The sequence below is a fragment of the Caulifigura coniformis genome, from assembly GCF_007745175.1.
GTDB lineage: Bacteria > Planctomycetota > Planctomycetia > Planctomycetales > Planctomycetaceae > Caulifigura > Caulifigura coniformis.
This window is the reverse complement of the sequence record NZ_CP036271.1, coordinates 6,356,190-6,376,198: the sequence shown is the minus strand read 5'-3', so window position 1 is coordinate 6,376,198 and position 20,009 is coordinate 6,356,190. Positions and strand designations below refer to the sequence as shown.

Here is a 20,009-nt window from a genome sequence, read left to right as displayed (position 1 = left end):
CAGCTTTCGACCGTCCGTCTGCCTGGGCAGCACGGGCGCAGGTTTTCCGCTCGTTGTTCGACTGCGTGATCACATGCTGACCAAAGAAGGTTGCCTTGCCCGCCAGAAGCGTCTGTGGGACGCCGTGCCCGCGGAAGTCGAATGGCTCCTCATCGCCGACCCGCGGCATGTGCTGTACCTGTCGAACTTCATGGTGCAGCCGCTGAGCTTTTCCGGCGGCGAGCGGGCGCTCCTGCTGCTCGAACGCGGGGGACGTTCGACCCTGCTCGGTGACAACTTCACGATCCGGTCGGCCGCTGCAACGCCGTTTGTCGACCGTGAAGTCGTCGAGAAGTGGTACGACCACCAGCATGCGGTCGTGAACCGCGACCATGCCCTGTTCGCAGCGGTCGGGCAGATCGCGTCGGAACTGGCCGGACGGCCGGGACTCATCGAGGGGGAATGGCTTCCGGCGGCCGTGCCGGTGCTCCTGATGGATTCCCGCGCGGCGTTCACCATCTCGGCCAAGGGAGACCCGGAAGCGGACCGCGACCTGGGCGTGATTCTCCGGAAACTGCGGCGTAACAAACTGGCGGATGAGATCAATCTTCTGAAGCTCTCCGCCAAGGCGGGCGAGGCCGGGATGCGACGGCTGCGCGAGGTTCTGAAGCCGGGTATTTCTGAACTCGAGATTTATCTCGAAGTGCAGAAGGCCGCTCTGACAGAGGCGGGGCGACCGGGGCTCGTGTATGGCGATTTCCGCGCGCTGACGGCCGCACAGCCCAAGGTGGGAGGCCTGCCGACCACGAAGATCCTGGAGAACGGCGACCTGTTCTGTCTCGACTATTCGGTCGTCCTGAATGGATACCGGGCCGACTTCACGAACACCCTGGCCTGCGGTGCGCCGAGCGCCGGGGCGCAGGAACTGTTCGCGATCTGCCAGGCGGCGATGAAGGGGGGCGAAGGGGCGCTGAAGGCGGGCGCCAAGGCGAGTGACGTTCACGCCGCGGTGATGAAACCGTTTGCCGATGCCGGCAAACGCGATGCGTTCCCCCACCATGCGGGACACGGCATCGGGCTCGCGCATCCCGAGCCGCCGATCCTTGTGCCGCAGAGCGATGACATCCTGGAAGCAGGAGACGTGATCACGCTGGAACCGGGCGCGTATATTCCCGGCGTCGCCGGCATGCGGATCGAGCGAAACTACGTTGTCACCGAGACCGGCTTCGAGTGCATCACGCACCACGACATTTCGCTGACCTGAGCCCTCTCTCGATACTCACTTGCCGAAAGCCCGGCTTCTCAAAGAAGCCGGGCTTTTCTTTTTCTAGCGCTTCCGGCCGTCCAGTTCCTCGAGCTTGAATCGCACGCTCAGGATGTACGGTGGCTCGCCCGTGTTCCAGTGGCCGTAGGTTGTTGTGACGAACGTTCCATCCGGCAGGATTTCGACGCCGGGGTAGGCGCAGTCGTTCCCCTTCGTGTTGTCCTTGAGACGGATGCGGTACTGGCCTTCGCGGCCGGCTGCGATGTCGTCCCAGGTTCCGACCCAGCCGACCCAGTCGCCGGCGGTCGGGCTCGACGTTCCCTTCTTCGGGACATCGCGGAAGGAGATGAACAGCCGGCCATCCGGGCCGTACTTCGCGGTGTGGCGATCACCCGTCAGCGAGCCGGGGAGTTCTTTGGGCTCGGACCATGTCGCTCCTTCGTCGCTGGAGAACATGACGTGCGAGTTCTTCACCCGGCGGTTCTCGCGGAGGAGGATCGCCAGCCTGGAACCATCGGGAGAGCGGACGATCCCGGGCTCGCAGAGGTGGATATCGCCAGAGGTCTGGATGGCGCGGGGCGTTCCCCACGTCAGGCCGCCATCAGTCGAGAGCGTCTGGTAGAGAGTAAAGACGCCCGTCGCCTTGCCTGTGTTGGCGAAGAAGCGGCCGTCGTCGTGGAAGAAGGCGAGGTACTGCGGCTTTGGAGCCGACTTGAGCGGGATGACATCCCCCATCGCGACGATGCCGCCGAAATCGCCGACCTTCTGGAGTTCGGACCAGGTGGCGCCGTCGTCTTCGCTGACGGCCATGCGGACGGGATAGAGCCCGCTGAACATGATCACGCGTTTCTTCCCCGACGCGTCCACGACCCGGTGAAGCGTGGGTGTTTCTTTCGACGTTTCCCAGCTCTTCGGCGTCGGCAGCCGGTCGGACCAGGTTTTTCCGCCGTCGGAGCTGCGCTTGTACTGGATCGCCCCTTTGCCGTGTCCTTTCGGATAGACGCAGAGAATCGTGCGTCCATCTTCGAGCAGGAGCGTGGTCGGATGTCCGAGGTACTGGCCCGGTTCGCGGTCGACGGTGACCTGCCGGGCGGTGTCGCCGTCGAGATCGACGACGGGGATCGAAAATCCGGGGGCCTGCGCGACGGCGAGAGTCGTCTGCAGACCAACCATCAGGGCCGAAACAAAACCAGCGAAGCAGCGCATGGGTCACTCGCAAACAGGAGGCGATGGCAGTGGCCCTCTTGTGTAACGGCTCTCGCTCCGCGTCGAAAGCATTCGCGGTTTTCGCAGGCTCGGGCGGGGACTGGGGAAACTGCGGAGGTCTTTGACGCCGAGGGAGCGAGGAGGGCGCGTTGTGTGGGTGGCACTGTACTCCTCGCCCTATTTCCCGCCGAAGTTCAGCGGAGGCATCGGGAGAGCGTGCGTGATGCAGACATGGAGCAGGCCGGGCCGGGGTGTGTGACGACAGGTTGATGGTGGTTGTGTTCATGGGATCCTCCATCATGACGGGGGCGGTTGCGCGGGTGGGCCCGGTACTCGGTACTCGGAAGTGCTTGGGCGGGTGGGGATTGGGGCGGGGCGAGTCCCTCTTTCACCGTCGGTCGTCTCTCGTCACCGCAGGTCATGTTGCGGCGACGGCGCAACCCAACGATGAATTGGCCCATCTTGAAGAAGTGACCAGCCCTGCTGCCGTGAGGGGCACGCTTTTGTTTCCCCTGCGGACGGCGTACTTTGACGGACCCGTATCTGACGTCATCCGACTGACCAGGCAGAATCGGTTCACCACAGTCTCGACAGCGAGGAATTCCAATCATGCGTTTCAGCGCCTCCCGCAGAGAGTTTGTCAAAACGTCATCCGCAATCAGCGCCGCGGTTTTCGTCGGCGGCACGGCGACCCGCACCGTCCTCGCCCAGGAGCGGTCGGCCAATGAACGTGTCCGCTACGCCTGCATCGGCCTCGGCGGCAAAGGAACCAGCGACTCCAACGACGCCTCGGACAACGGCGACATCGTCGCCGTCTGCGACGTTGATTCGAACACCCTCGGCAGCCGCTCGATCGACCTCGCCAAGCGCGCACTGACGAAGGACCTCAAGCCAACCACCTACACCGACTTCCGCAAGCTGCTGGAAACGGAAAAGAACATCGATGCGGTCACGGTCTCCACGCCGGACCACACCCACGCCGTCGCCGCCGCCCTGGCGATGAAGCTGGGCAAGGCCTGCTTCTGCCAGAAGCCGCTGACTCACAGCGTCTGGGAAGCCCGTCGTCTCCAGGAAATCGCCAAGGAATCCAACGTCGCCACCAGCATGGGCAACCAGGGCACCGCCAACCGCGGACTGCGGGAAGCAGCGGCCGTCCTGAAGTCCGGCGCCCTCGGCAACATCAAGGAATGCCACGTCTTCACCGACCGGCCGGTCTGGCCGCAGGGTGGACCGCGCGGAAAGTCGCAGGCGGTTCCCGCCAACCTCGACTGGAACCTCTGGCTCGGACCCGCGCCGCTCCGTCCCTTCGCTGCCGGATACCACACCTTCGCCTGGCGCGGCTGGTGGGACTTCGGCACCGGCGCCCTCGGCGACATGGCCTGCCACACCTTCAACATGCCCTACATGGGCCTCGACCTCGCCGACCCGGTCTCCATCCAGGCCTGGTGCGAAACGCCGATGCTCGTGAAGAAGGATAACGGCAAGAATCGCGGCGACTTTGACGCCGCGAAAGATACGGAATCGGTCGTCACCGGACACAACGGCGACACCTACCCGGCCAAGTCGAAGATCAAGTTCGAGTTCCCGGCCAACGCGTGGCGCGGGCCGATCACGGTGTGGTGGTATGACGGCGGTTACATGCCGGAAGAATCGCTCCTCGGCGGCGAAAAGTTCCGCCGTAAAGGAAAGAACCCCGACGGCAAGGCGACCGGCGCGATCATCCTCGGCGACAAAGGATATCTCTACGCGTGGGACGACTACGCGGCCGAGTTCATGGTCAACATCGGCGGCAACAAGGAAGTGCCCAAGGTCGAGTACGAGCGGTCACCCGGCCACTTCCTCGAGTTCCATGAATCGGTCACTGGCAAGCGGAAGCGGGCCGTGGCCAACTTCGAGAACTATGCCGGCAAGCTCACCGAAACCATCCTGCTGGGCAACCTGGCCGTCTGGGCTGCTGCGACGGGTGAAAGCAAGGTCATCGAATGGAATGCCAGCTCGATGACGACGCCGAACGCTCCTGAACTCGCGCAGATCGTCCGTCGCCCCTACCGAGCCGGCTACGAAGGCCTGCTGTAATGACAGCAACCTGAAGACCGACCACTCACAAGCACCCCGGTCGCTCCCAGGCAGCCGGGGTGTTTTGCGTTGAGCCTGTCACTTCCATACGGAGGCAGACAGCCGGGCTTCGCTTTCGAGCCCCTGCTCACGCAGTTCACCTGCGAACGACGCTCCTTCTCCCGTGTGAACCAGTTCTGGCCCTCGTCTGCCGACATCCAGCCGGAACAAGTCGCGAAACGTATAGCGATTCGCGTCGTCCAGCCCGGTCTGTTCAGTGATCCGTGTCACACGCCGGCGTCCATCTTCCGACGATCGACTGAGCTGGACGACCAGGTGAATCGCCGATGCCGCCTGGGCCCGGGCGACATACACGGGCAGCTCCACATCGGACATCAGTGACAACGTCTCGAGCCGCACCAGCGCATCACGCGGTGTCGAGGCGTGCACGGTCGTCAGGCTTCCCGAATGCCCGCTGAGCATCGACTGCAGCATGTCGAGCGCCTCGCCGCCGCGAACCTCGCCGACAATGATCCGGTCTGGACGCATCCGCAGCGACGCCATGAACAGCTGCCGGATCGAAACGGCCCCACGTCCCGCGGAATCCGCAGTCTGGGCCTCCAGGTAAACGGTGTGCGGTTGCCCCAGCCGGAGTTCAGAGCTGTCCTCGATCACGATGATCCGTTCATCAGCGGGAATCGCGAACGACAACCCATTGAGAAACGTGGTCTTCCCGGTCCCAGTGCCACCAGCAACGAGAATGTTCTTCCGCAGGCGAACAGCGATCGACAGAAACTCCGCCGCCATCTCCGACAGGCTTCCCAGCCGCACGAAGTCCGACAGAGTCAGCGTGTCGCGCCGGAACTTGCGGATCGTCAGGCAGACTCCGCCCCGCGAACTGGGAGGGATGACGACGTGTACTCGGGAACCATCGGGCAGCCGGGCGTCGAGAATCGGCTGATCGGCGTTGATTTCGCGTCCAACGTACTGGGCTATGTTGTGGACGGCCGACCGCAGCGCGTCGTCGCTGGAGAACGTTCGATCGGTCGAGAACAGCCGCCCGCCGCGTTCGACGAACACTTCATCCGGGCCGTTCACCATGATTTCGGTGACGTCATGATCTCCCAGCAGGTCGCGAATGGGCGCGAGAAAGTACTGGAGGCTCGCCGAGAAGATTTCGTCGCGGGTCATGGCGGGATTGTAAGCGGTCCCTTCATCCGATTCATTGCGATCAACGCCTCTTCGCGCGGGCGTTCGCTGCGCTGGACTTTCCCGATCGACCGAGGCAATGCTGGGACTCAGTCAACGAGTGTTTGAAGTCTGTTGAAGACGGGCTCAGCCTGTATTCGAGTTCGGATGTCCACCCGATTGTGACGCCGATTGCGGCGTCCAGGTCTCTGCCGGAGTGAAGCATGACCTCGCGACAAGTGGCGCACTGCTCTCTAGTGGTCGGAGTTCTCCTGGCCGCCCATCCGCGTCCGACGACCGCGCAGGACACGCGTGACGACAAGGACAAGGCCAGCATGGGAGCCGTGACCAGGGCCTACGAAGAGGCCTTCAACAAGCGCGATGCCGCGGCCGTCGGCAAACTCTGGACGGAAGCGGGGGTCCACGTCGACCGCGCCACGGGGGTCAAGACCCGCGGCCGTGACGCGATCGTTCGGGATCTCGAAACGGCATTCAAGGAGATTCCCGAAGCGAAGCTGTCCGTCGAGGCCGGCGAAGTTCGGATGGTGACGCCCACGGTCGCGCAGGCCGAGGGAACAGTCACAACGCTTATCCCCGGTGAGGAACCGGCCGTCATCGAATTCTCCGCGCTCCTGGTGAAACAGGGAGATGCATGGTTGCTCGATAGCGTCGAGGAGTCGCCGGTTCCCCAGCCGGAAACCGCGAACGATGCCCTTCAGCAACTCGCGTGGATGGTGGGCGACTGGGCCGACCAGACGGAAGGAATCGCGACCACCTCGTCATTCGCGTGGTCGCGCGGCGGGAATTTTCTTGTCCGCCGCTTCTCGACCCAGTTCGGGGAGGAAGAAGAGATGTCGGGAACCCAGATCATCGGCTGGGATCCGCGTTCCCACGAAATCCGGTCGTGGACGTTCAATGCCGATGGCTCGTTCGGCGAAGCCATCTGGTCGAAGAATGGCGGCGACTGGCTCGTCAAATCGACGCAGACCCTCGCGGACGCCGGCGTCGCCTCCGGAACCTATGTCATCACGCCGGTCGACGACAACTCGATGAAGATCGGACTCGTCGGCCATGAAGTCAATGGCGAGCCTGTCCCCCGCGTTGCTGCTGTCACTGTCGTTCGCACCGCAGCACCGTCCGCTGAGGCCGCGACCAGCGAGGAGGGGAAGTGATATGCAAACACATCGCGCGATGAGTGTCGTCGTCGCACTCCTGTTGGTGCCTCCAGTCGCCGCTGGTTCCGGCCTGAAAGGGGGCCGGCCTTCTGGCGGCCGAGCACGGCCCGGGGGAGGCGGAGGAAGTCATCACGCTGGCGGACACGCCGGTGCGCCCCACCTGGGTGGTGGGCGTCCCTCCGCCCGACCACAGGTCAATCGCCCATCCGGTGGCGCGCATTCCCGTCCCTCACCCATCGCTCATGGCGGAGGAGGAAAGCGTCCCAGTCACGTCGGCGGTGGACTGAAACCCAACAGCGGCGGCGGTCGACCGAATATCGGATCGCGTCCCACTTCGCGGCCCGGCGCCGGCCATCTGAGGCCCGGTGGATCCGGTGCGTCCGGTCCGAATCTTGGAATGAACCGTCCCGGCGGAATTCGGCCCCCGTCAACGAAGCTGCCGACGGGCAGGCCCGGTGGCAATCGTCCGGTCACAACATTGCCAAACAGGCCCGGAACAGGACCGGGAGCCCGGCCTGGAGCAGGAGCACGTCCCTCCCCTGGAGATTTCCTGGGACTCGACCGCCCGGCGACGCGTCCTGGCGTCCGCCCCGGAGGCGGTGACAGGCCAATTGCAGGCGGCGGAAATCGTCCGGGATTCCCCGGCGCCGACATCCGCCCCGGTCGACCCGGAAACGATCTTCGCCCCGGGCGCCCTGGCGGCGATAACCGACCTGGACTCCCAGGTGGCGATAATCGTCCCGGCAGGCCAGGCGGCGACAACCGTCCCGGACGCCCCGGAGACCTCGTCCGGCCAGGCCAGGGAGGATCGGGAGAACAGTGGCGTCCCGGTGACAACAACCGCCCCTGGCGCCCGGGTGACAACAACCGCCCCTGGCGCCCGGGCGACAGCAACCGTCCTTGGCGACCAGGCGACAACAACCGTCCGTGGCGGCCGGGTGACAACAATCGCCCCGGCTGGGCCAACCGGCCCGGTGGCCGGCCGGGATGGAGCAACAACAACATTCACAATCGCCCGTCGTGGGTGAACGTGAACAACATCAATCACACGACGATCAACAACCAGTGGAACAACGCGTTCGTCAGGCCCTCCCGCCCGAACTGGTGGAACCGTCCGGGCGGTGATCACTGGACGAGCTGGGGCAATGGTGTTCGCAACTCCTGGTACAACGGTCACTACGGTAACAACTATTTCACGAACAACTGGTGGAACAGCCACTACGACAACCTCGGCGGGTGGCACTACGGCTACCAGTTCAGCCGGTACCCGTCGTCGTACTGGTGGTCGGCGCCGCAATGGAACTCGCTGTCGACGTGGTTCACGTGGAATAACGCGCCACAGACGGTTTGGGCCCAGCCGGTCTACTACGACTACGGCCCCGGCGGGAACGTGACCTACAACAACAACACGGTTTATGTCGGCGGCCAGCCGATCGCGAGCGCGGAGTCTTACGCGATGTCCGCGGCGGAGCTGGCGACCGTCGCGGCGCCGGCCACCGAGGAGGAAGCGGCCGAAGCGGAGTGGATGCCGCTGGGAACGTTCGCCGTTTCTTCCAGCGAGCAGGATGTCGATCCGGGCCGGGTGCTGCAGCTGGCGGTTTCGAAGACCGGGATCATCTCCGGCACGCTCTATAACTCATCGACGGATGCGGCGCAGAGCGTCCTAGGGCAGGTCGACCCGCAAACGCAACGAGTCGCGTTCCGCGTCGGTGAGAATGAGAACGTCGTCGTCGAAACCGGGCTGGGAAATCTCAGCCAGAACGAGGCAGCCGCTCTCGTTCACTTCGGCGCCACCCAGCAGGAGACGTGGTTGCTGGTGCGCCTGGATGATCCCGGGGACCAAGCGAGCACTGCTTCGCCGTGACAATGAATCCGATCCCGCATCGACTGCATCGATCATTTCTTCGATGCAGTCGATGCGTTTCCCGTGTCGACCCCCGTGTCGACAAGGACTCCGAAGTGCGTGAAGCCCCGACCTCCGAGCCGGCCGGCGAGTTTTCCGACTTTGGCAGCCTCGTCAAAGTCTGACACCTCGAGGCAAATTGCGGAGTGCCCGTTCTCGAGTTCAGGCAGGGCTTTCTCGTAAAACGCCTGTTCGGCCTCTCCCCAGGAGCCCTTGAGCATCTCTTCGAGCGCCGCCACGCCGCCGGCGCCGTCGAACGTCAGCATGAGCGGGACTTCGATCCCCTGCTGTTTCATCAAAGCGACGAGAGCTTCGCAATCCGAGCGGGAATCCAGAAAGCCCATGAGATGGTTTTCCGTACGGATCGGGTCGTTATGCGCCCTGGGAGTCTGTGCAGGCATGACGTGCGCCTTGGAAAGTGGTGTTCGTTCTTTCCTCCATTCTGGCCCGGCTGTGCAGCATGAGAAGCCCCCTGGTTTTCAACGATGCCTGGCCTGGCAAAAAGAAATGCCGCACCAGGCCCAGGGGCACGGCACGGCATTCATCGGGGGATTCGCGACTCGCAAAGCGGAGCCGTTATTTTCTCTTCGCAGGAGCCGATTTCCTGGCCTCGGCCCTCTCGGCCTCCTCAACTTTCTTCTGTTCTTCTTCTGCGATCTTCAGCTCATCTGCAGTCGGGGCGCCGGCCACCACCGCTTCCGAGTTGCCGCAGCCAGCGGCTGAGAGGCTCAGCAGCCCGAGCAGGAGGGCCAGCATCACAAAACGCAACATCAAACAACTTCCTTCATCAAATGAGAGTCACGGGGGGATTGATGGCGGCGACGGGCGGATCAGAACTCGCCAACCGGCTCCGCATCGGCCCGATGGCTCAGCCGGCGGAAGACGTTGCTGTCGATGTTGTAATTGATGCCGCGGACTGATCCGTCCCCCATCGCAGAGATCACGACGCCGGAGTGCGGGCCACCGAAGTTGTTGTACCAGTCCTTCGAGGGAGCCTTGATGTCCGGGAGAGGCGGGATGCCAAAGGTCGTTCCGCTACCGTTGCGGCCGGCTCCATGACGGACCACGTCTTCGTCCCAGCCGGCGTTGTTCCAGTTCTCGTTCTCCCCGCCGTCCGAGCCCTGTCCGGTCAGGCCGATGGCCTTTTCAGCGACCATGATCGTGTTCGAGCTGCCGTCGGTAATGCGTTCGATGATGACCTTGCTGCGGTCGGTCTGAACGATCACTCCCGTTTTCTCGCCGGAGCTGGCCGGTGCACGGAGGTTGCCTTTCGGAGCGCTCGTGGCGGTGGCGTCGGTGTAGACCGCGCTGCCCGTGAACTCGCGCTCGCCGGCGTTGCCTGCATAGTCGACTTTGAAAATCTTGTTGGTGCCGTAGGCGGTGGGGGCACGACGGGTCGGGCACGTGTAAGCAGGCACCTTGGATTGGGCGACCGCCAGGTTCTGAGCACCGTATGTCGACGAAGCGCTGGTGGCGGTGGGATCGGCCAGATTGAAGATGGAAGGCTGTTCCATGTACGGCAGGAGGTGATAAGACCACGACCAGCCCGCGACCGTCAGCGAATTGCAGCACTGCGGGCTGGTGTCATTGAGGGGATCCGACGGCGCCCCGGAATTGTGGTCGCGGGCTCCCTGCGGCAGATGTCCCCTGGCATCCGCGAAGTTGTGCATCGCGAGCGCGATCTGCTTGAGGTTGTTCGTGCACTGCGTCCGCCGCGCGGCCTCGCGGGCCTGCTGCACGGCCGGCAGCAACAGTGCAATCAGGATCGCGATGATGGCGATCACCACCAGAAGCTCAATGAGGGTAAATCCCGCCCGCTGGTTGCCGTCTCCGCATTTGATCTGCCCGACGCCACACTTCCGCGACTTCATTCAACAAACTCTCCGAAACTGCGATTCACGTTTCCGGGCGACCACAGTGCCGCCGCAGGTTGCTTCAATGGATTGAGGCAGACGCTACGAATCGAGTTTGAAGAGCGGATGAAGAACCCGTGAGCTTTGAGCGACCGCGCCGCTCCGGGCGGCGCATGCCGGCGGCGTCACTTCTTGAGACACTCGGTTACGAAGTCGAACAGCGCCTTCGATGCCGCGTCGTCCGGCTGGCCGAGATGGTCGTTCAGGCGGTTGTGATTCGTCTCTTTCCCGCCGAACAGAGTGACTGGCACGCCTGCCTCCTTGAGAGCGTTCCCCATCCGCTGGGCCTGCGCGGCGTTGTCCGGATGGTCGGCCACATAGAGGATCAGGAACGGCGGGATGTTCTTCCCCCTGGCAACGTGCGTGACGGCCGAGTAGTCGCGGTGCTTCTCTGGAGTGTGTCCGAACTTTTCCCTGTGCCCGATCTTCGCCTGCGGCAGGCCGTGAACCCGCCGACGGGTTTCCGCCGTTTCGATGATTGCGGGGACGTCGTAGGTGTCGCCGTCGACCGGGACGCAGCCTTTCAGGACGGCGAAGGGGACGCCTTCCGCCTTGAGGTAGCGATTGTCGGTGCACATCAGCGCGGCGAGCTGGGCGCCGGCCGAATGTCCCATCACGAAGATCCTCCGGCAATTTCCTCCATGCTGTTGGATGTTGCCGACCGTCCACGCGATGGCTTTCGCGACGTCGTGGAAGATCGTTTCCATCTCGACGTCGGGAAGCAGCCGGTAGTTCGTCGAGACGAACACGAATCCGCGATCGACGAAAGCCTGCGGCTTCAGTTGGACGCTGGACTTGTCCCCCGCCTGCCAGCCGCCGCCATGGATCCAGAACACGACGGGCAGGTTCTTCGCATCGGCCGGCGCGTAGACGTCGAGCACGTGCCGTTCGATCTTCTCAGTCGAGTACGGAACGTCTTTCGTGACCTTCATCTCGGCGGCGTCAGCGCGGGCAACCGCCAGTAGCATGACTGCGACGACAGCGCCAGCACAGGTGATTCGAGCACGTCCCATCAGACTTCTCCCATCAGTAGTCCGGTCCGAGGCGTCTCCTACGACATCAATCCTTCCGGCACCTTGCCTGTTCCTTCGACGCCGATCAACCGCTGCTCCAGCCCCTGGAACGGATAGCTCAGCTTCAGGGGATCGAGCCCCAGTTGCCGGAGGATCAGCGCCTGCAGATCGCGAATCGTGACCGAATTTCCAACCGGGTAATAACCGAGCTCATCCGTCTCGCCGTACACCACGCCCGGCTTCATCCCGCCGCCCGCCAGCATCATCGTGAACGCATAAGGATGGTGGTCGCGCCCGAAGAAGCCCTCCTTCGGCTCCTTCTGCGCCATCGGCGTCCGGCCGAACTCTCCTCCCCACACGATCAGCGTCGAATCGAGCAGTCCCCGTTGCTTGAGATCGGTCACCAGCGCCGTCAGCGCCCGGTCGACCTGCTGCACCTTGATCGGTAGCGTCTTGTCGATGCTCTCGCCGGGGCTCGCGCCGTGGTGGTCCCATCCCCAGTCATAGATCTGGACGAATCTCACCCCGCGCTCGACCAGTCTCCGCGCCAGGAGGCAGTTGTTCGGCAGAGTCGGGTCATCCCCCTTGTACACCGTCCGCACGTCGCTCGCCTTGTCCAGCTCATCCTGTGTGTGGCCGGGCTGTGCTCCGTACATCTCCAGGATGTGCTTCGGCTCGCGCGTCAGGTCCATCGCGTCCGGCACGCTCATCTGCATCCGGTAGGCCAGCTCGTACTGCTGGATCCGCGTGAGCGTCTCGGGATCGCCGATGTCGCGAAGCTGCTGTTCGTTCAGCGTCTTCAGGGTGTCCAGCGTTTTCCGCCTCGACTCGCGCGTCATTCCCGCCGGGTTCGACAGGTACAGCACCGGGTCTCCCTGCGTCCGGCACTGCACCCCCTGGTACACGCTCGGCAGGAACCCGCTTCCCCACAGGCTCGTCCCCGCGTCCGGCGTCTTTCCGCCGCTCGTCAGAACGACAAAGCCCGGCAGGTCCTGGTTCTCCGAGCCCAGGCCATACGTCGCCCACGATCCCATGCTCGCGCCGCCGAGCAGCATCGTTCCCGTGTGCAGGAACAGCTGCGCCGGTGCATGGTTGAACTGCTCCGTCGTCATCGTCTTGATGACCGTGAACTGGTCGATCACCTTCGGAAGGTGCGTCCACAGGTCGCTCAGCCAGTTGCCGCTCTCGCCGTGCTGCTGGAATTTGAACGGCGTTCCCAGCATGTTCGGAACGCCCTTGATGAAGGCGAACCGCTTCCCTTCGTAAAACTCCTTCGGGCACGGCTGGCCGTTGTGCTTCACCAGCATCGGCTTGTAGTCGAACAGGTCCAGCTGCGAAGGCGACCCCGCCATGTGCAGGTAGATCACCGCCTTTGCCTTCGGCGCGAAGTGCGGCTGCCGGTCGGCCGGAGCCGCCCCCTGCGACTCGCGCGCCAGCAGTTCGTGCAGCGCAATCGCGCCCAGGCCCATCCCGGTCCGGCCGAAGAAATGCCGGCGGGTGATCGACTTCGCCTGCTCGTGAAGAAAGTTCATGGCTTGGTCAGGAACTCGTCCAGGTTCAGGATCACATTGGCAACCGCCGTCAGCGCCGCCAGCTTCGGCAGATCGCTTCCCTCCGGGGCCGGACCGAGCGGCTCCGTCGCCAGCGACTTCGCGGCCGCCGGATCGCGCTGCATCGTCTCCAGCTGGTCGCGGTACAGCATCGTGAGCGCCGCCAGTTCGTCACGACTCGGATCGCGCAGCAGGGCGCGTCGAAATCCGGTTCCCACCCACGCGTCAATGTCCGGTCCGCTCGCCGCCATCTGCCGGGCGAGCGCCTGCGCACATTCCACGAACACCGGGTCGTTCAGCGTCGTCAGCGCCTGCAGCGGCGTGTTCGTCCGGATCCGGCGCACGAGGCACGTCTCCCGGCTCGGCCCGTCGAACGTCAGCATCTGCGGATAAGGCGTCGTCCGCTTCATGAACGTATAGATGCCGCGCCGCCAGCGGTCCTCGCCGGGGCTCGTCACCCACTTCGTGTTGTTGTACGTGCTTTTCCACAGCCCGTCCGGCTGCCACGGCATGACGGAGGGACCGCCCACCTTCCGTCCCAGCAGTCCGCTCGTCGCCAGCGCCTGGTCGCGGATCATTTCCGCTTCCAGTCGAAACCTCGGGCCCCGCGCCAGTTTCTTGTTGTCGCGATCGACTGCGATCAGCTCCGGCGAAGCCTTTGACGACTGCCGGTACGCCGCGCTCATCACGATCGATTTCAGCAGCTTCTTGAACGACCAGCCGTTCTCCATGAACTCGACGGCCAGCAGGTCCAGCACTTCGGGATGCAGCGGCGACACGCCGCTCGCGCCGAAGTCCTCTTCCGTCTCCACGAAGCCCCGTCCGAACAGGTGCGCCCACACGCGGTTCACCGCGACACGCGCCGTCAGCGGGTTGTCCCGGCTCGTCAGCCACTCGGCCACTCCCAGACGGTTCCGCGGAGCATCCGCCGGAAACGGCAGCAGCGCGACCGGCGTGGCCGGCTGAACCTCGGTCCCCTGGTCGAGGAAGTTGCCGCGGTTGTGGATCTTCGTCACCCGCCGCTTCCCCTCCGCGAGTTCCTTCAGCACGGGAATCTCGACCGGCTTGATCGCCGCCAGCTTCTCTTTGAGTGAGGCCACCTCGTCCCGCTGCGGCTTTGTGATCGGCGAAACCGAGAGGAAGTACGCCATCAGCGCCTCGCGCTGTTTCGGCGTTCGTTCGTCGGGCGCCACCCGCAGCGTGGCCAGGATGTGATCGGGAACGATCGTCGGCAGGCTCGCCGCCGGCTGGTCGTGGATTGCCACCCGAAATCGCCCCAGCGCGAATCCGCCGCTCGGATCCGTGTAGTCATGCCGGAGCGTCAGCGTCAGCTCGGAACCGGCCGGGATCTCGACCGGCGACGCCGCGGAAAACACCGCCAGGTGCCGCTGGGTCACCTGCGGGGAAATCGCCCACCCTTTCTTCGCGTCGCTGTTCCCGATCACCGTTTCGATGCCAAAGCCCCCTTGGGAGTGGTCGGCCAGTGCGGTGGTGAACGGGATCTCGAACGTCTTCCCGTCCGGCCCCTTTGCCGTCAGTCGGATCGAAGTCAGAACGAAGTTCCCGTCGGCCGCGCGACCGGTTCCCTTCCGCGGATTCGTCGGGTCGGGAATCGTCTCCAGCCGCAGTGCTGCGATTCGCGTGCTCGGGCTCGCGAACCGCACCACGTACGTTTCCGTGAGCGGCGCCGTCCCTTTCGCCAGCAGCGAATGATCGTCCTTCGCCTCCAGCGTCGCGCCGCTCGAAGCCAGCGAGTTCGAAGGGTTGAGCACCTTCCAGTCGAGCGCGACCTTCATCTCCGCTTCCCAGCCCGGCAGCGCCCCCTCGAGTTCCGGCGTCGGCCGCTTGAGCGCCTCTTCCGCTGCGGCAATCTGTCCCTTCAGCTCGGCCGACCGCTGCTGCTCGTCCGCGGTCGGAAGCGGCAGACGGGGCGACTCGTCGAACGCATCGGCGTCTTCCGTCTGGTTGAAGAACGCATAAAAGCTGTAGTAGTCGGTGATCGAAAGCGGGTCGTATTTGTGCGAATGGCACTTCGCACACCCCATCGTCAGCCCCATCCACGCCTGCATCGTCGTGTCGACGCGATCCTTCACGGCCGCGATGCGGAACTCCTCGTTATCGGTCCCCCCTTCATCGTTCACCATCGTGTTGCGGTGAAACGCCGTCGCCACCCGCTGCTCGCGAGTCGCCTCCGGCAGCAGGTCCCCCGCGAGCTGCTCGCGCGTGAACTGGTCGTAGGGCATGTCCGAGTTGAACGCCGCGATCACCCAGTCCCGCCACGGCCACAGCTGCCTCGCCAGGTCCTTCTCGTAGCCCTTGGTGTCGGCATATCGCGCCAGGTCCAGCCAGTGGCGTGTCCAGCGCTCGCCGTAGTGGGGCGACGCGAGGAGCGCATCGACGTACGTCTCGTAGGCGGCGTCGGAGGGGTCGTCCACGAATGCGGCGACGAGTTTTTCATCGGCCGGGAGACCAATGAGGTCGAGCGCCAATCGCCGGGCCAGCGTGTGGCGGTCGGCCTCGGGAGAGAAAGTCAGCCCTTCACGCTCCAGTTCCGCGAGGAGGAACGCATCGAGTTCCGTCTTCACCAGGTCGGGCCGTTTCACCTGCGGGGCCGGGGCCCTGACCGGTTTGATGAATGACCAGTGCTCCGCGTAGACCGCTCCTTCGCTGATCCAGCGTTTCAGTGTTTCGATCTGCTCCGGCTTCAGGTGCTTTCCGGTCTCGGCTGGAGGCATGCGTTCCTCCGGGTCGGACGTCAGGAGCCGGCGGATCAGTTCGCTCGCTTCGGGCTCGCCGACTTTGAGGACGGGACCCGATTCGCCTCCTTTGGCGACTCCGGTCGCGGTATCGAGCCGGAGCCCGCCCTGGCGCGACGAGTCGTCGAAGCCATGACACTTGAGGCAATGTTCCGCCAGGATCGGGCGGACGTCGCGCCGGAAATCGACCTTCGTTTCCGATGCCGGAGCCTCACCGACGAGGATGACGTGAACCAAGAGCAGCGCACCGAAACGCATGGCCCCTCACGAGGTCAAAGCCGACAACCAGCGAACCGACGCAGTGTACCTGTCTTGCCTGCCCCTGCGACACTCGACGCCCGGCGGGGGACTGCGAGGGGGCGACCGAGGAGGGCGCTGGTGTGGGTGGTCCCGTCCTTCTCGCCCCTCCTCCCCCCTCTCCGATGGGTCAGGGCGGGTGGAACGCCCCAGGCTCGATCGTTGGCGCGCACCGGTCGACCGGAAGTGGTTGAGTGACGGGTCGCAAGTGTTGGCGTGCATGGCTCCTCCATCCATCCGTGAGGGGTTGCGCGAAGGGTGCGAGAGGCGGAGCTGCTTCTCTGCCGAAAGGCTGTCCCGGAGAGGGCTTCAGAAAAAAACGCAGGCGACGGAAAGAATCGTGTAAGACGATGCCTCGGCGCCCGTATTTACGGTTGGCGGCGTGCAGATTCCGCGATGCGTCTCGTGCGGTGGTCAGCCCTGCTGCCTCAATGAATTCCGGTCGCCCGGCGAAATCGGGCGTCTGAAACATTGGAACCGAACTGCCGCGTGGCGTGTCCAGGCGGTCAGGCAGAACCTGTCGAAGATGAAATCAAAACCTAAGCCCTCTGATTGCCAAGACATCGGTCGATCTGCACGAGCCTTGAGTGTGCAACCCCGTTGTCGCGGAGGGGGGCAGAGTTACGATTACTCCGTCTTTGCGGTCTGACCGAGAACAGGATGCGCTCGCTTTTTGTCAGAAAGGGGTACCCCAGGTGGCGGCCAAGGGTGGGAAGACCTTAACCACGGCGGCTTCGCGACGGCTGCGACTCCGCGCCGAACGGATTCTCGATCAGGAAATCACGTTCATCTTCAGCCGAACATTTGCCAGCCTTTCGGACGACGACGTCGAGTTGCGCCCGAGAGAGGAGATGTATCGCTACGACTCGGGAAGCCCGCTGGCGGCACAGGATGACGCCATCGGGGATCTGCTGACCGCGGTCGGCGAACAATCGCTGTTCCGGCGGATGAATTTCCTTCGCTACAAGGCGAGCCGGCTCCGGAGCCGACTGTCGCGGACGAATCCCAAGAAGAAGGCCGTCGACGAGATTGAACGGCTGCAGCAGGAAGCGGAAACGTGCCGCTCCATGATCGCGCAGGCGAACCTGCGGCTGGTCGCCAAGATTGCCCGCAAGCTCTCGCGGAACGAGGATTTCGAGGACTTTCAGAGTGAAGGCAACTTCATTCTGCTGTATTCGATCGATCGCTTTGATATCGATCGGGGGTTTCGGTTCAGCACCTATGCGACGCACGCCATTCAGCGGCATCTGTATCGCCAGATGCATCGCAAGGCCCGTCGGACATCGCGGGAATCGATCACGGCTGGCGAAATCCTGGCAGAATCGGTCGAGGCGGCTCCGGTCGCAGAGGAGCCCGATTTCGACCCGGCCCTGTCGAAGCGCGTCGTGGAACTGATGAACACGCTCGACCCGCGTGAGGCCGCGATCCTGAAGGCCCGCTTCGGATTTGGCGGGGACAAAGGGGAGCCGTTGCGGGCCGTCGCCACACGACTCGGCCTGAGCAAGGAACGGGTGAGGCAACTGCAGAAGCGAGCGATTGAACGACTGCAGGGAATGATGGAGCCGCGGATGGCCGACGAATGATTGTCGACAATGAAAAAGGCCCACGGATCAGACCCGTGGGCTTTTTTTGTTGGGAGAGCAGGAGTCGTCGGCGGCGGCGTCAGGCCGACGTCTCCGGGCCAGGCGAACGGCGATCCTCATTGCGATGATCGCTTCCAGGACAGCGACAGGCAGCGGGTTCAGGTCGCTTCATGAATGCGCCTGCGGGCCCTTGAGTTCCGTCTCCCAGCCGTCGTATTCGCCGCCTGCTTTCGTTGCGAGCCCGTTCAGCTTCATCGTGAAGGCATTCATCGATTGCCAGTCGGGCAGGCCGACGTGCTCGAGCATCGCGGCAAACTGCCCGTCATCCGTTTCGTAGGCATCGTCGTTGAGGCCGCGGAGGTGTTGGGCGACGTCGTCGAGGAACGCGCGGCGTGAGTCGGCGGTCTTGAAATAGGCCCAGTGCCGGATGGGGCGGGGCTCAGTCAGTGGATCTCCCCGCTCCATCAGCATCTCGTGCATCCGCATGTCCTTGATGACCTGCAGATCGTCGTCCGAGGGAAACAGTTCCTGCCAGTAGCCCGCGCGGGTGAGGTCGGGACAGTGCCGCAGCGTGACGGCCCGCCCTGACTGGAGTTCGATCGCCCCGGCGATCTCGTGGCACTCCGCACTCCCCAACAGCGTGTAGGAATAGAGGGTGCGGACCCCGTTGCAGGTGATCCTGCCGACGATCAGCGCCCGGTCGGGCTGAAGGAGTTCGTCGAGGAAATCCTCGAGCGCATTGAGCCGGTTGGCTTCCTCGCCGGCGGGCATGCCGCGGGAGTCGGGATCGGCGATCTCGATGCTGAAAACCGCGAGGTTTTCAAAACTCAGCGAGTCGAGTTCGGTGGAGACGCCGTGATCGTACGTGACGAAGGCCATCTGGCCGTCGATCTGGCAACCGTATGTCTGCCACTCGTCGCTCATCGCCACCCCGCGGGGGTCAATGTGGAACCTTATGCCGCGGTGGCCAGTCCGTGCGCCCCGCGCTGCATCGCCTTCTGGGAAGAGAGGGTGCCGATGACACCGGCCACGATGAAGAGCAGCACGTTGGCGATCGTCGACCACCACATGCTGAGTCCGAACTGCCTGATGCACATGATGGCGACGACGTTGCCGAGCGCCAGCGGGATGAGCACTTTCCAGGCGAGATTCATGAGCTGGTCGAAGCGGAACCGCGGGATCGTCCAGCGGATCAGCATGATGAAGAGGATCACGCAGAGCACCTTGGTGTGGAGCACACCGAGTTTCACGAGCCAGGCGCCGGTGTAGCTGCTGCCGGCTTCGGCGATCCACGGGAAGTGCCAGCCGCCGAAGAACAGGATGCTGGTGAGGAAGCTGATGGTAACGACGTGGGTGTATTCACCGAGGAAGAACAGGGCGAACTTCATCGCGCTGTATTCCGTGTGGAAGCCGCCGACGAGTTCCTGTTCGCACTCGGAGAGGTCGAACGGGAGGCGGTTGGCCTCGGCGAGCGACGCCGTGAAGAAGATGAGGGCGGCGAGGGGCTGGGTCCAGATGTTCCAGTGCAGCAGGCCGGCGGTCTGCACGTTCTGGAGGGATTCGATGTTCATGGTGCCGTTGGCGAGCGCGATGCCGAGCACCGACATGCCGAGGGGAATTTCGTAGCTGACGACCTGCGCGCTGGCGCGGAGCGAGCCGAGGGCGCTGTATTTGTTGTTCGACGCCCAGCCTCCGAGGATGACGCCGTAGACGCCGAGGCTTCCGATGGCGAACAGGAAGACGAGGCCGATATCGAGGTTCGGGGCGATGACGAACCGCAGCCAGGGCCTGAGGACCTCGGGGATGGCGTCCACGGGGCCGAAGGGGACGACGGCGAAGGCAAGCATTGCCGTGAAGACGGCCATGCAGGGGGCAAGGATGAAGAGCACCTTGTCGACATGCGACGGGATGACGTCTTCCTTGAGGATGAACTTGGCTCCGTCAGCGAGAGGCTGCAAAAGGCCCCAGGGTCCGACGCGGTTCGGTCCGACGCGGTCCTGCATGAACGCCGAGAGCTTCCGCTCGATGTAAATCAGGTACGCGTCGACGGTCAGGATGCCGCCGAGGGCGACAGCGATGGTCAGAAGCGTCGGAATCTGAGACGTCAGCAGGTCAAACACGAAACCA

General features: G+C 63.9%; 15 protein-coding genes. 5 read left to right on the top strand and 10 right to left on the bottom strand.

Translation table 11 applies throughout. The features are described 5' to 3' along the window. Window positions 1–73: 73 nt before the first annotated feature. The gene (locus Pan44_RS25580) at window positions 74–1,243 is read left to right on the top strand and encodes a M24 family metallopeptidase (protein ID WP_145034568.1); all 1,170 of its coding nucleotides are present in this window, start codon (window positions 74–76) and stop codon (window positions 1,241–1,243) included. Between the two features lie 63 nt (window positions 1,244–1,306). Here Pan44_RS25580 and Pan44_RS25575 read toward each other — a convergent pair whose 3' ends face one another. Continuing rightward, entirely contained in the window at window positions 1,307–2,449 is a 1,143-nt protein-coding gene (locus Pan44_RS25575) for a sialidase family protein (RefSeq protein ID WP_145034567.1), read from the bottom strand. A gap of 609 nt (window positions 2,450–3,058) precedes the next feature. Between Pan44_RS25575 and Pan44_RS25570 the strand changes: the two genes are divergently transcribed. Beyond that, window positions 3,059–4,525: a Gfo/Idh/MocA family protein gene (locus Pan44_RS25570; RefSeq protein WP_145034566.1), complete on the top strand. Its 1,467-nt coding sequence runs from the start codon at window positions 3,059–3,061 to the stop codon at window positions 4,523–4,525. A 78-nt stretch (window positions 4,526–4,603) separates the two neighbouring features. Here Pan44_RS25570 and Pan44_RS25565 read toward each other — a convergent pair whose 3' ends face one another. Next, the gene (locus Pan44_RS25565) at window positions 4,604–5,695 is read right to left on the bottom strand and encodes a CpaF family protein (protein WP_145034565.1); all 1,092 of its coding nucleotides are present in this window, start codon (window positions 5,693–5,695) and stop codon (window positions 4,604–4,606) included. Between the two features lie 221 nt (window positions 5,696–5,916). On the opposite strand from Pan44_RS25565, the gene Pan44_RS25560 reads away from it, so the two are divergent. Next, window positions 5,917–6,864, top strand: coding sequence for an SgcJ/EcaC family oxidoreductase (locus tag Pan44_RS25560; protein ID WP_145034564.1), 948 nt, complete (start codon window positions 5,917–5,919; stop codon window positions 6,862–6,864). 1,033 nt (window positions 6,865–7,897) lie between these two features. Continuing rightward, window positions 7,898–8,731: a hypothetical protein gene (locus tag Pan44_RS25555; RefSeq protein ID WP_145034563.1), complete on the top strand. Its 834-nt coding sequence runs from the start codon at window positions 7,898–7,900 to the stop codon at window positions 8,729–8,731. A 32-nt stretch (window positions 8,732–8,763) separates the two neighbouring features. On the opposite strand, the gene Pan44_RS25550 is transcribed toward Pan44_RS25555, so the two are convergent. The 6 genes from Pan44_RS25550 to Pan44_RS25525 form a co-directional block, all read right to left on the bottom strand. Next, window positions 8,764–9,171: a hypothetical protein gene (locus tag Pan44_RS25550; protein WP_145034562.1), complete on the bottom strand. Its 408-nt coding sequence runs from the start codon at window positions 9,169–9,171 to the stop codon at window positions 8,764–8,766. A 175-nt stretch (window positions 9,172–9,346) separates the two neighbouring features. Further along, window positions 9,347–9,541 (bottom strand): hypothetical protein, encoded by a 195-nt coding sequence (locus Pan44_RS25545; protein ID WP_145034561.1) that lies wholly within the window; start codon window positions 9,539–9,541, stop codon window positions 9,347–9,349. A 59-nt stretch (window positions 9,542–9,600) separates the two neighbouring features. After that, entirely contained in the window at window positions 9,601–10,641 is a 1,041-nt protein-coding gene (locus Pan44_RS25540; protein WP_145034560.1) for a DUF1559 domain-containing protein, read from the bottom strand. A 167-nt stretch (window positions 10,642–10,808) separates the two neighbouring features. Next, window positions 10,809–11,696: an alpha/beta hydrolase gene (locus tag Pan44_RS25535; protein WP_197453655.1), complete on the bottom strand. Its 888-nt coding sequence runs from the start codon at window positions 11,694–11,696 to the stop codon at window positions 10,809–10,811. A gap of 38 nt (window positions 11,697–11,734) precedes the next feature. Further along, a complete protein-coding gene (locus Pan44_RS25530) occupies window positions 11,735–13,228 on the bottom strand; it encodes a DUF1501 domain-containing protein (protein WP_145034559.1) in 1,494 nt (497 codons plus the stop codon). Next, the gene (locus Pan44_RS25525) at window positions 13,225–16,260 is read right to left on the bottom strand and encodes a PSD1 and planctomycete cytochrome C domain-containing protein (protein WP_145034558.1); all 3,036 of its coding nucleotides are present in this window, start codon (window positions 16,258–16,260) and stop codon (window positions 13,225–13,227) included. Before Pan44_RS25525 ends, Pan44_RS25530 begins: the two co-directional genes overlap by 4 nt. A 734-nt stretch (window positions 16,261–16,994) precedes the next feature. Between Pan44_RS25525 and Pan44_RS25520 the strand changes: the two genes are divergently transcribed. After that, a complete protein-coding gene (locus tag Pan44_RS25520; protein ID WP_145034557.1) occupies window positions 16,995–17,882 on the top strand; it encodes a sigma-70 family RNA polymerase sigma factor in 888 nt (295 codons plus the stop codon). Window positions 17,883–18,050: 168 nt separating this feature from the next. Here the strand turns inward: Pan44_RS25520 and Pan44_RS25515 are convergent, their stop codons facing one another. Both Pan44_RS25515 and nuoH read right to left on the bottom strand, forming a co-directional pair. Further along, a complete protein-coding gene (locus Pan44_RS25515; RefSeq protein ID WP_145034556.1) occupies window positions 18,051–18,806 on the bottom strand; it encodes a DUF695 domain-containing protein in 756 nt (251 codons plus the stop codon). Between the two features lie 29 nt (window positions 18,807–18,835). Then, window positions 18,836–20,002 (bottom strand): NADH-quinone oxidoreductase subunit NuoH, encoded by a 1,167-nt coding sequence (nuoH, locus tag Pan44_RS25510; protein ID WP_231754169.1) that lies wholly within the window; start codon window positions 20,000–20,002, stop codon window positions 18,836–18,838. Window positions 20,003–20,009 lie beyond the last annotated feature (7 nt).

Excerpts from the sequence above, each read along its gene's own strand:
- Pan44_RS25580 (WP_145034568.1), top strand. The coding sequence starts at position 74 with ATGCTGACCAAAGAAGGTTGCCTTGCCCGCCAGAAGCGTCTGTGGGAC.
- Pan44_RS25575 (WP_145034567.1), bottom strand. The coding sequence starts at position 2,449 with ATGCGCTGCTTCGCTGGTTTTGTTTCGGCCCTGATGGTTGGTCTGCAG.
- Pan44_RS25570 (WP_145034566.1), top strand. The coding sequence starts at position 3,059 with ATGCGTTTCAGCGCCTCCCGCAGAGAGTTTGTCAAAACGTCATCCGCA.
- Pan44_RS25565 (WP_145034565.1), bottom strand. The coding sequence starts at position 5,695 with ATGACCCGCGACGAAATCTTCTCGGCGAGCCTCCAGTACTTTCTCGCG.
- Pan44_RS25560 (WP_145034564.1), top strand. The coding sequence starts at position 5,917 with ATGACCTCGCGACAAGTGGCGCACTGCTCTCTAGTGGTCGGAGTTCTC.
- Pan44_RS25550 (WP_145034562.1), bottom strand. The coding sequence starts at position 9,171 with ATGCCTGCACAGACTCCCAGGGCGCATAACGACCCGATCCGTACGGAA.
- Pan44_RS25545 (WP_145034561.1), bottom strand. The coding sequence starts at position 9,541 with ATGTTGCGTTTTGTGATGCTGGCCCTCCTGCTCGGGCTGCTGAGCCTC.
- Pan44_RS25540 (WP_145034560.1), bottom strand. The coding sequence starts at position 10,641 with ATGAAGTCGCGGAAGTGTGGCGTCGGGCAGATCAAATGCGGAGACGGC.
- Pan44_RS25535 (WP_197453655.1), bottom strand. The coding sequence starts at position 11,696 with ATGGGACGTGCTCGAATCACCTGTGCTGGCGCTGTCGTCGCAGTCATG.
- Pan44_RS25530 (WP_145034559.1), bottom strand. The coding sequence starts at position 13,228 with ATGAACTTTCTTCACGAGCAGGCGAAGTCGATCACCCGCCGGCATTTC.
- Pan44_RS25525 (WP_145034558.1), bottom strand. The coding sequence starts at position 16,260 with ATGCGTTTCGGTGCGCTGCTCTTGGTTCACGTCATCCTCGTCGGTGAG.
- Pan44_RS25515 (WP_145034556.1), bottom strand. The coding sequence starts at position 18,806 with ATGAGCGACGAGTGGCAGACATACGGTTGCCAGATCGACGGCCAGATG.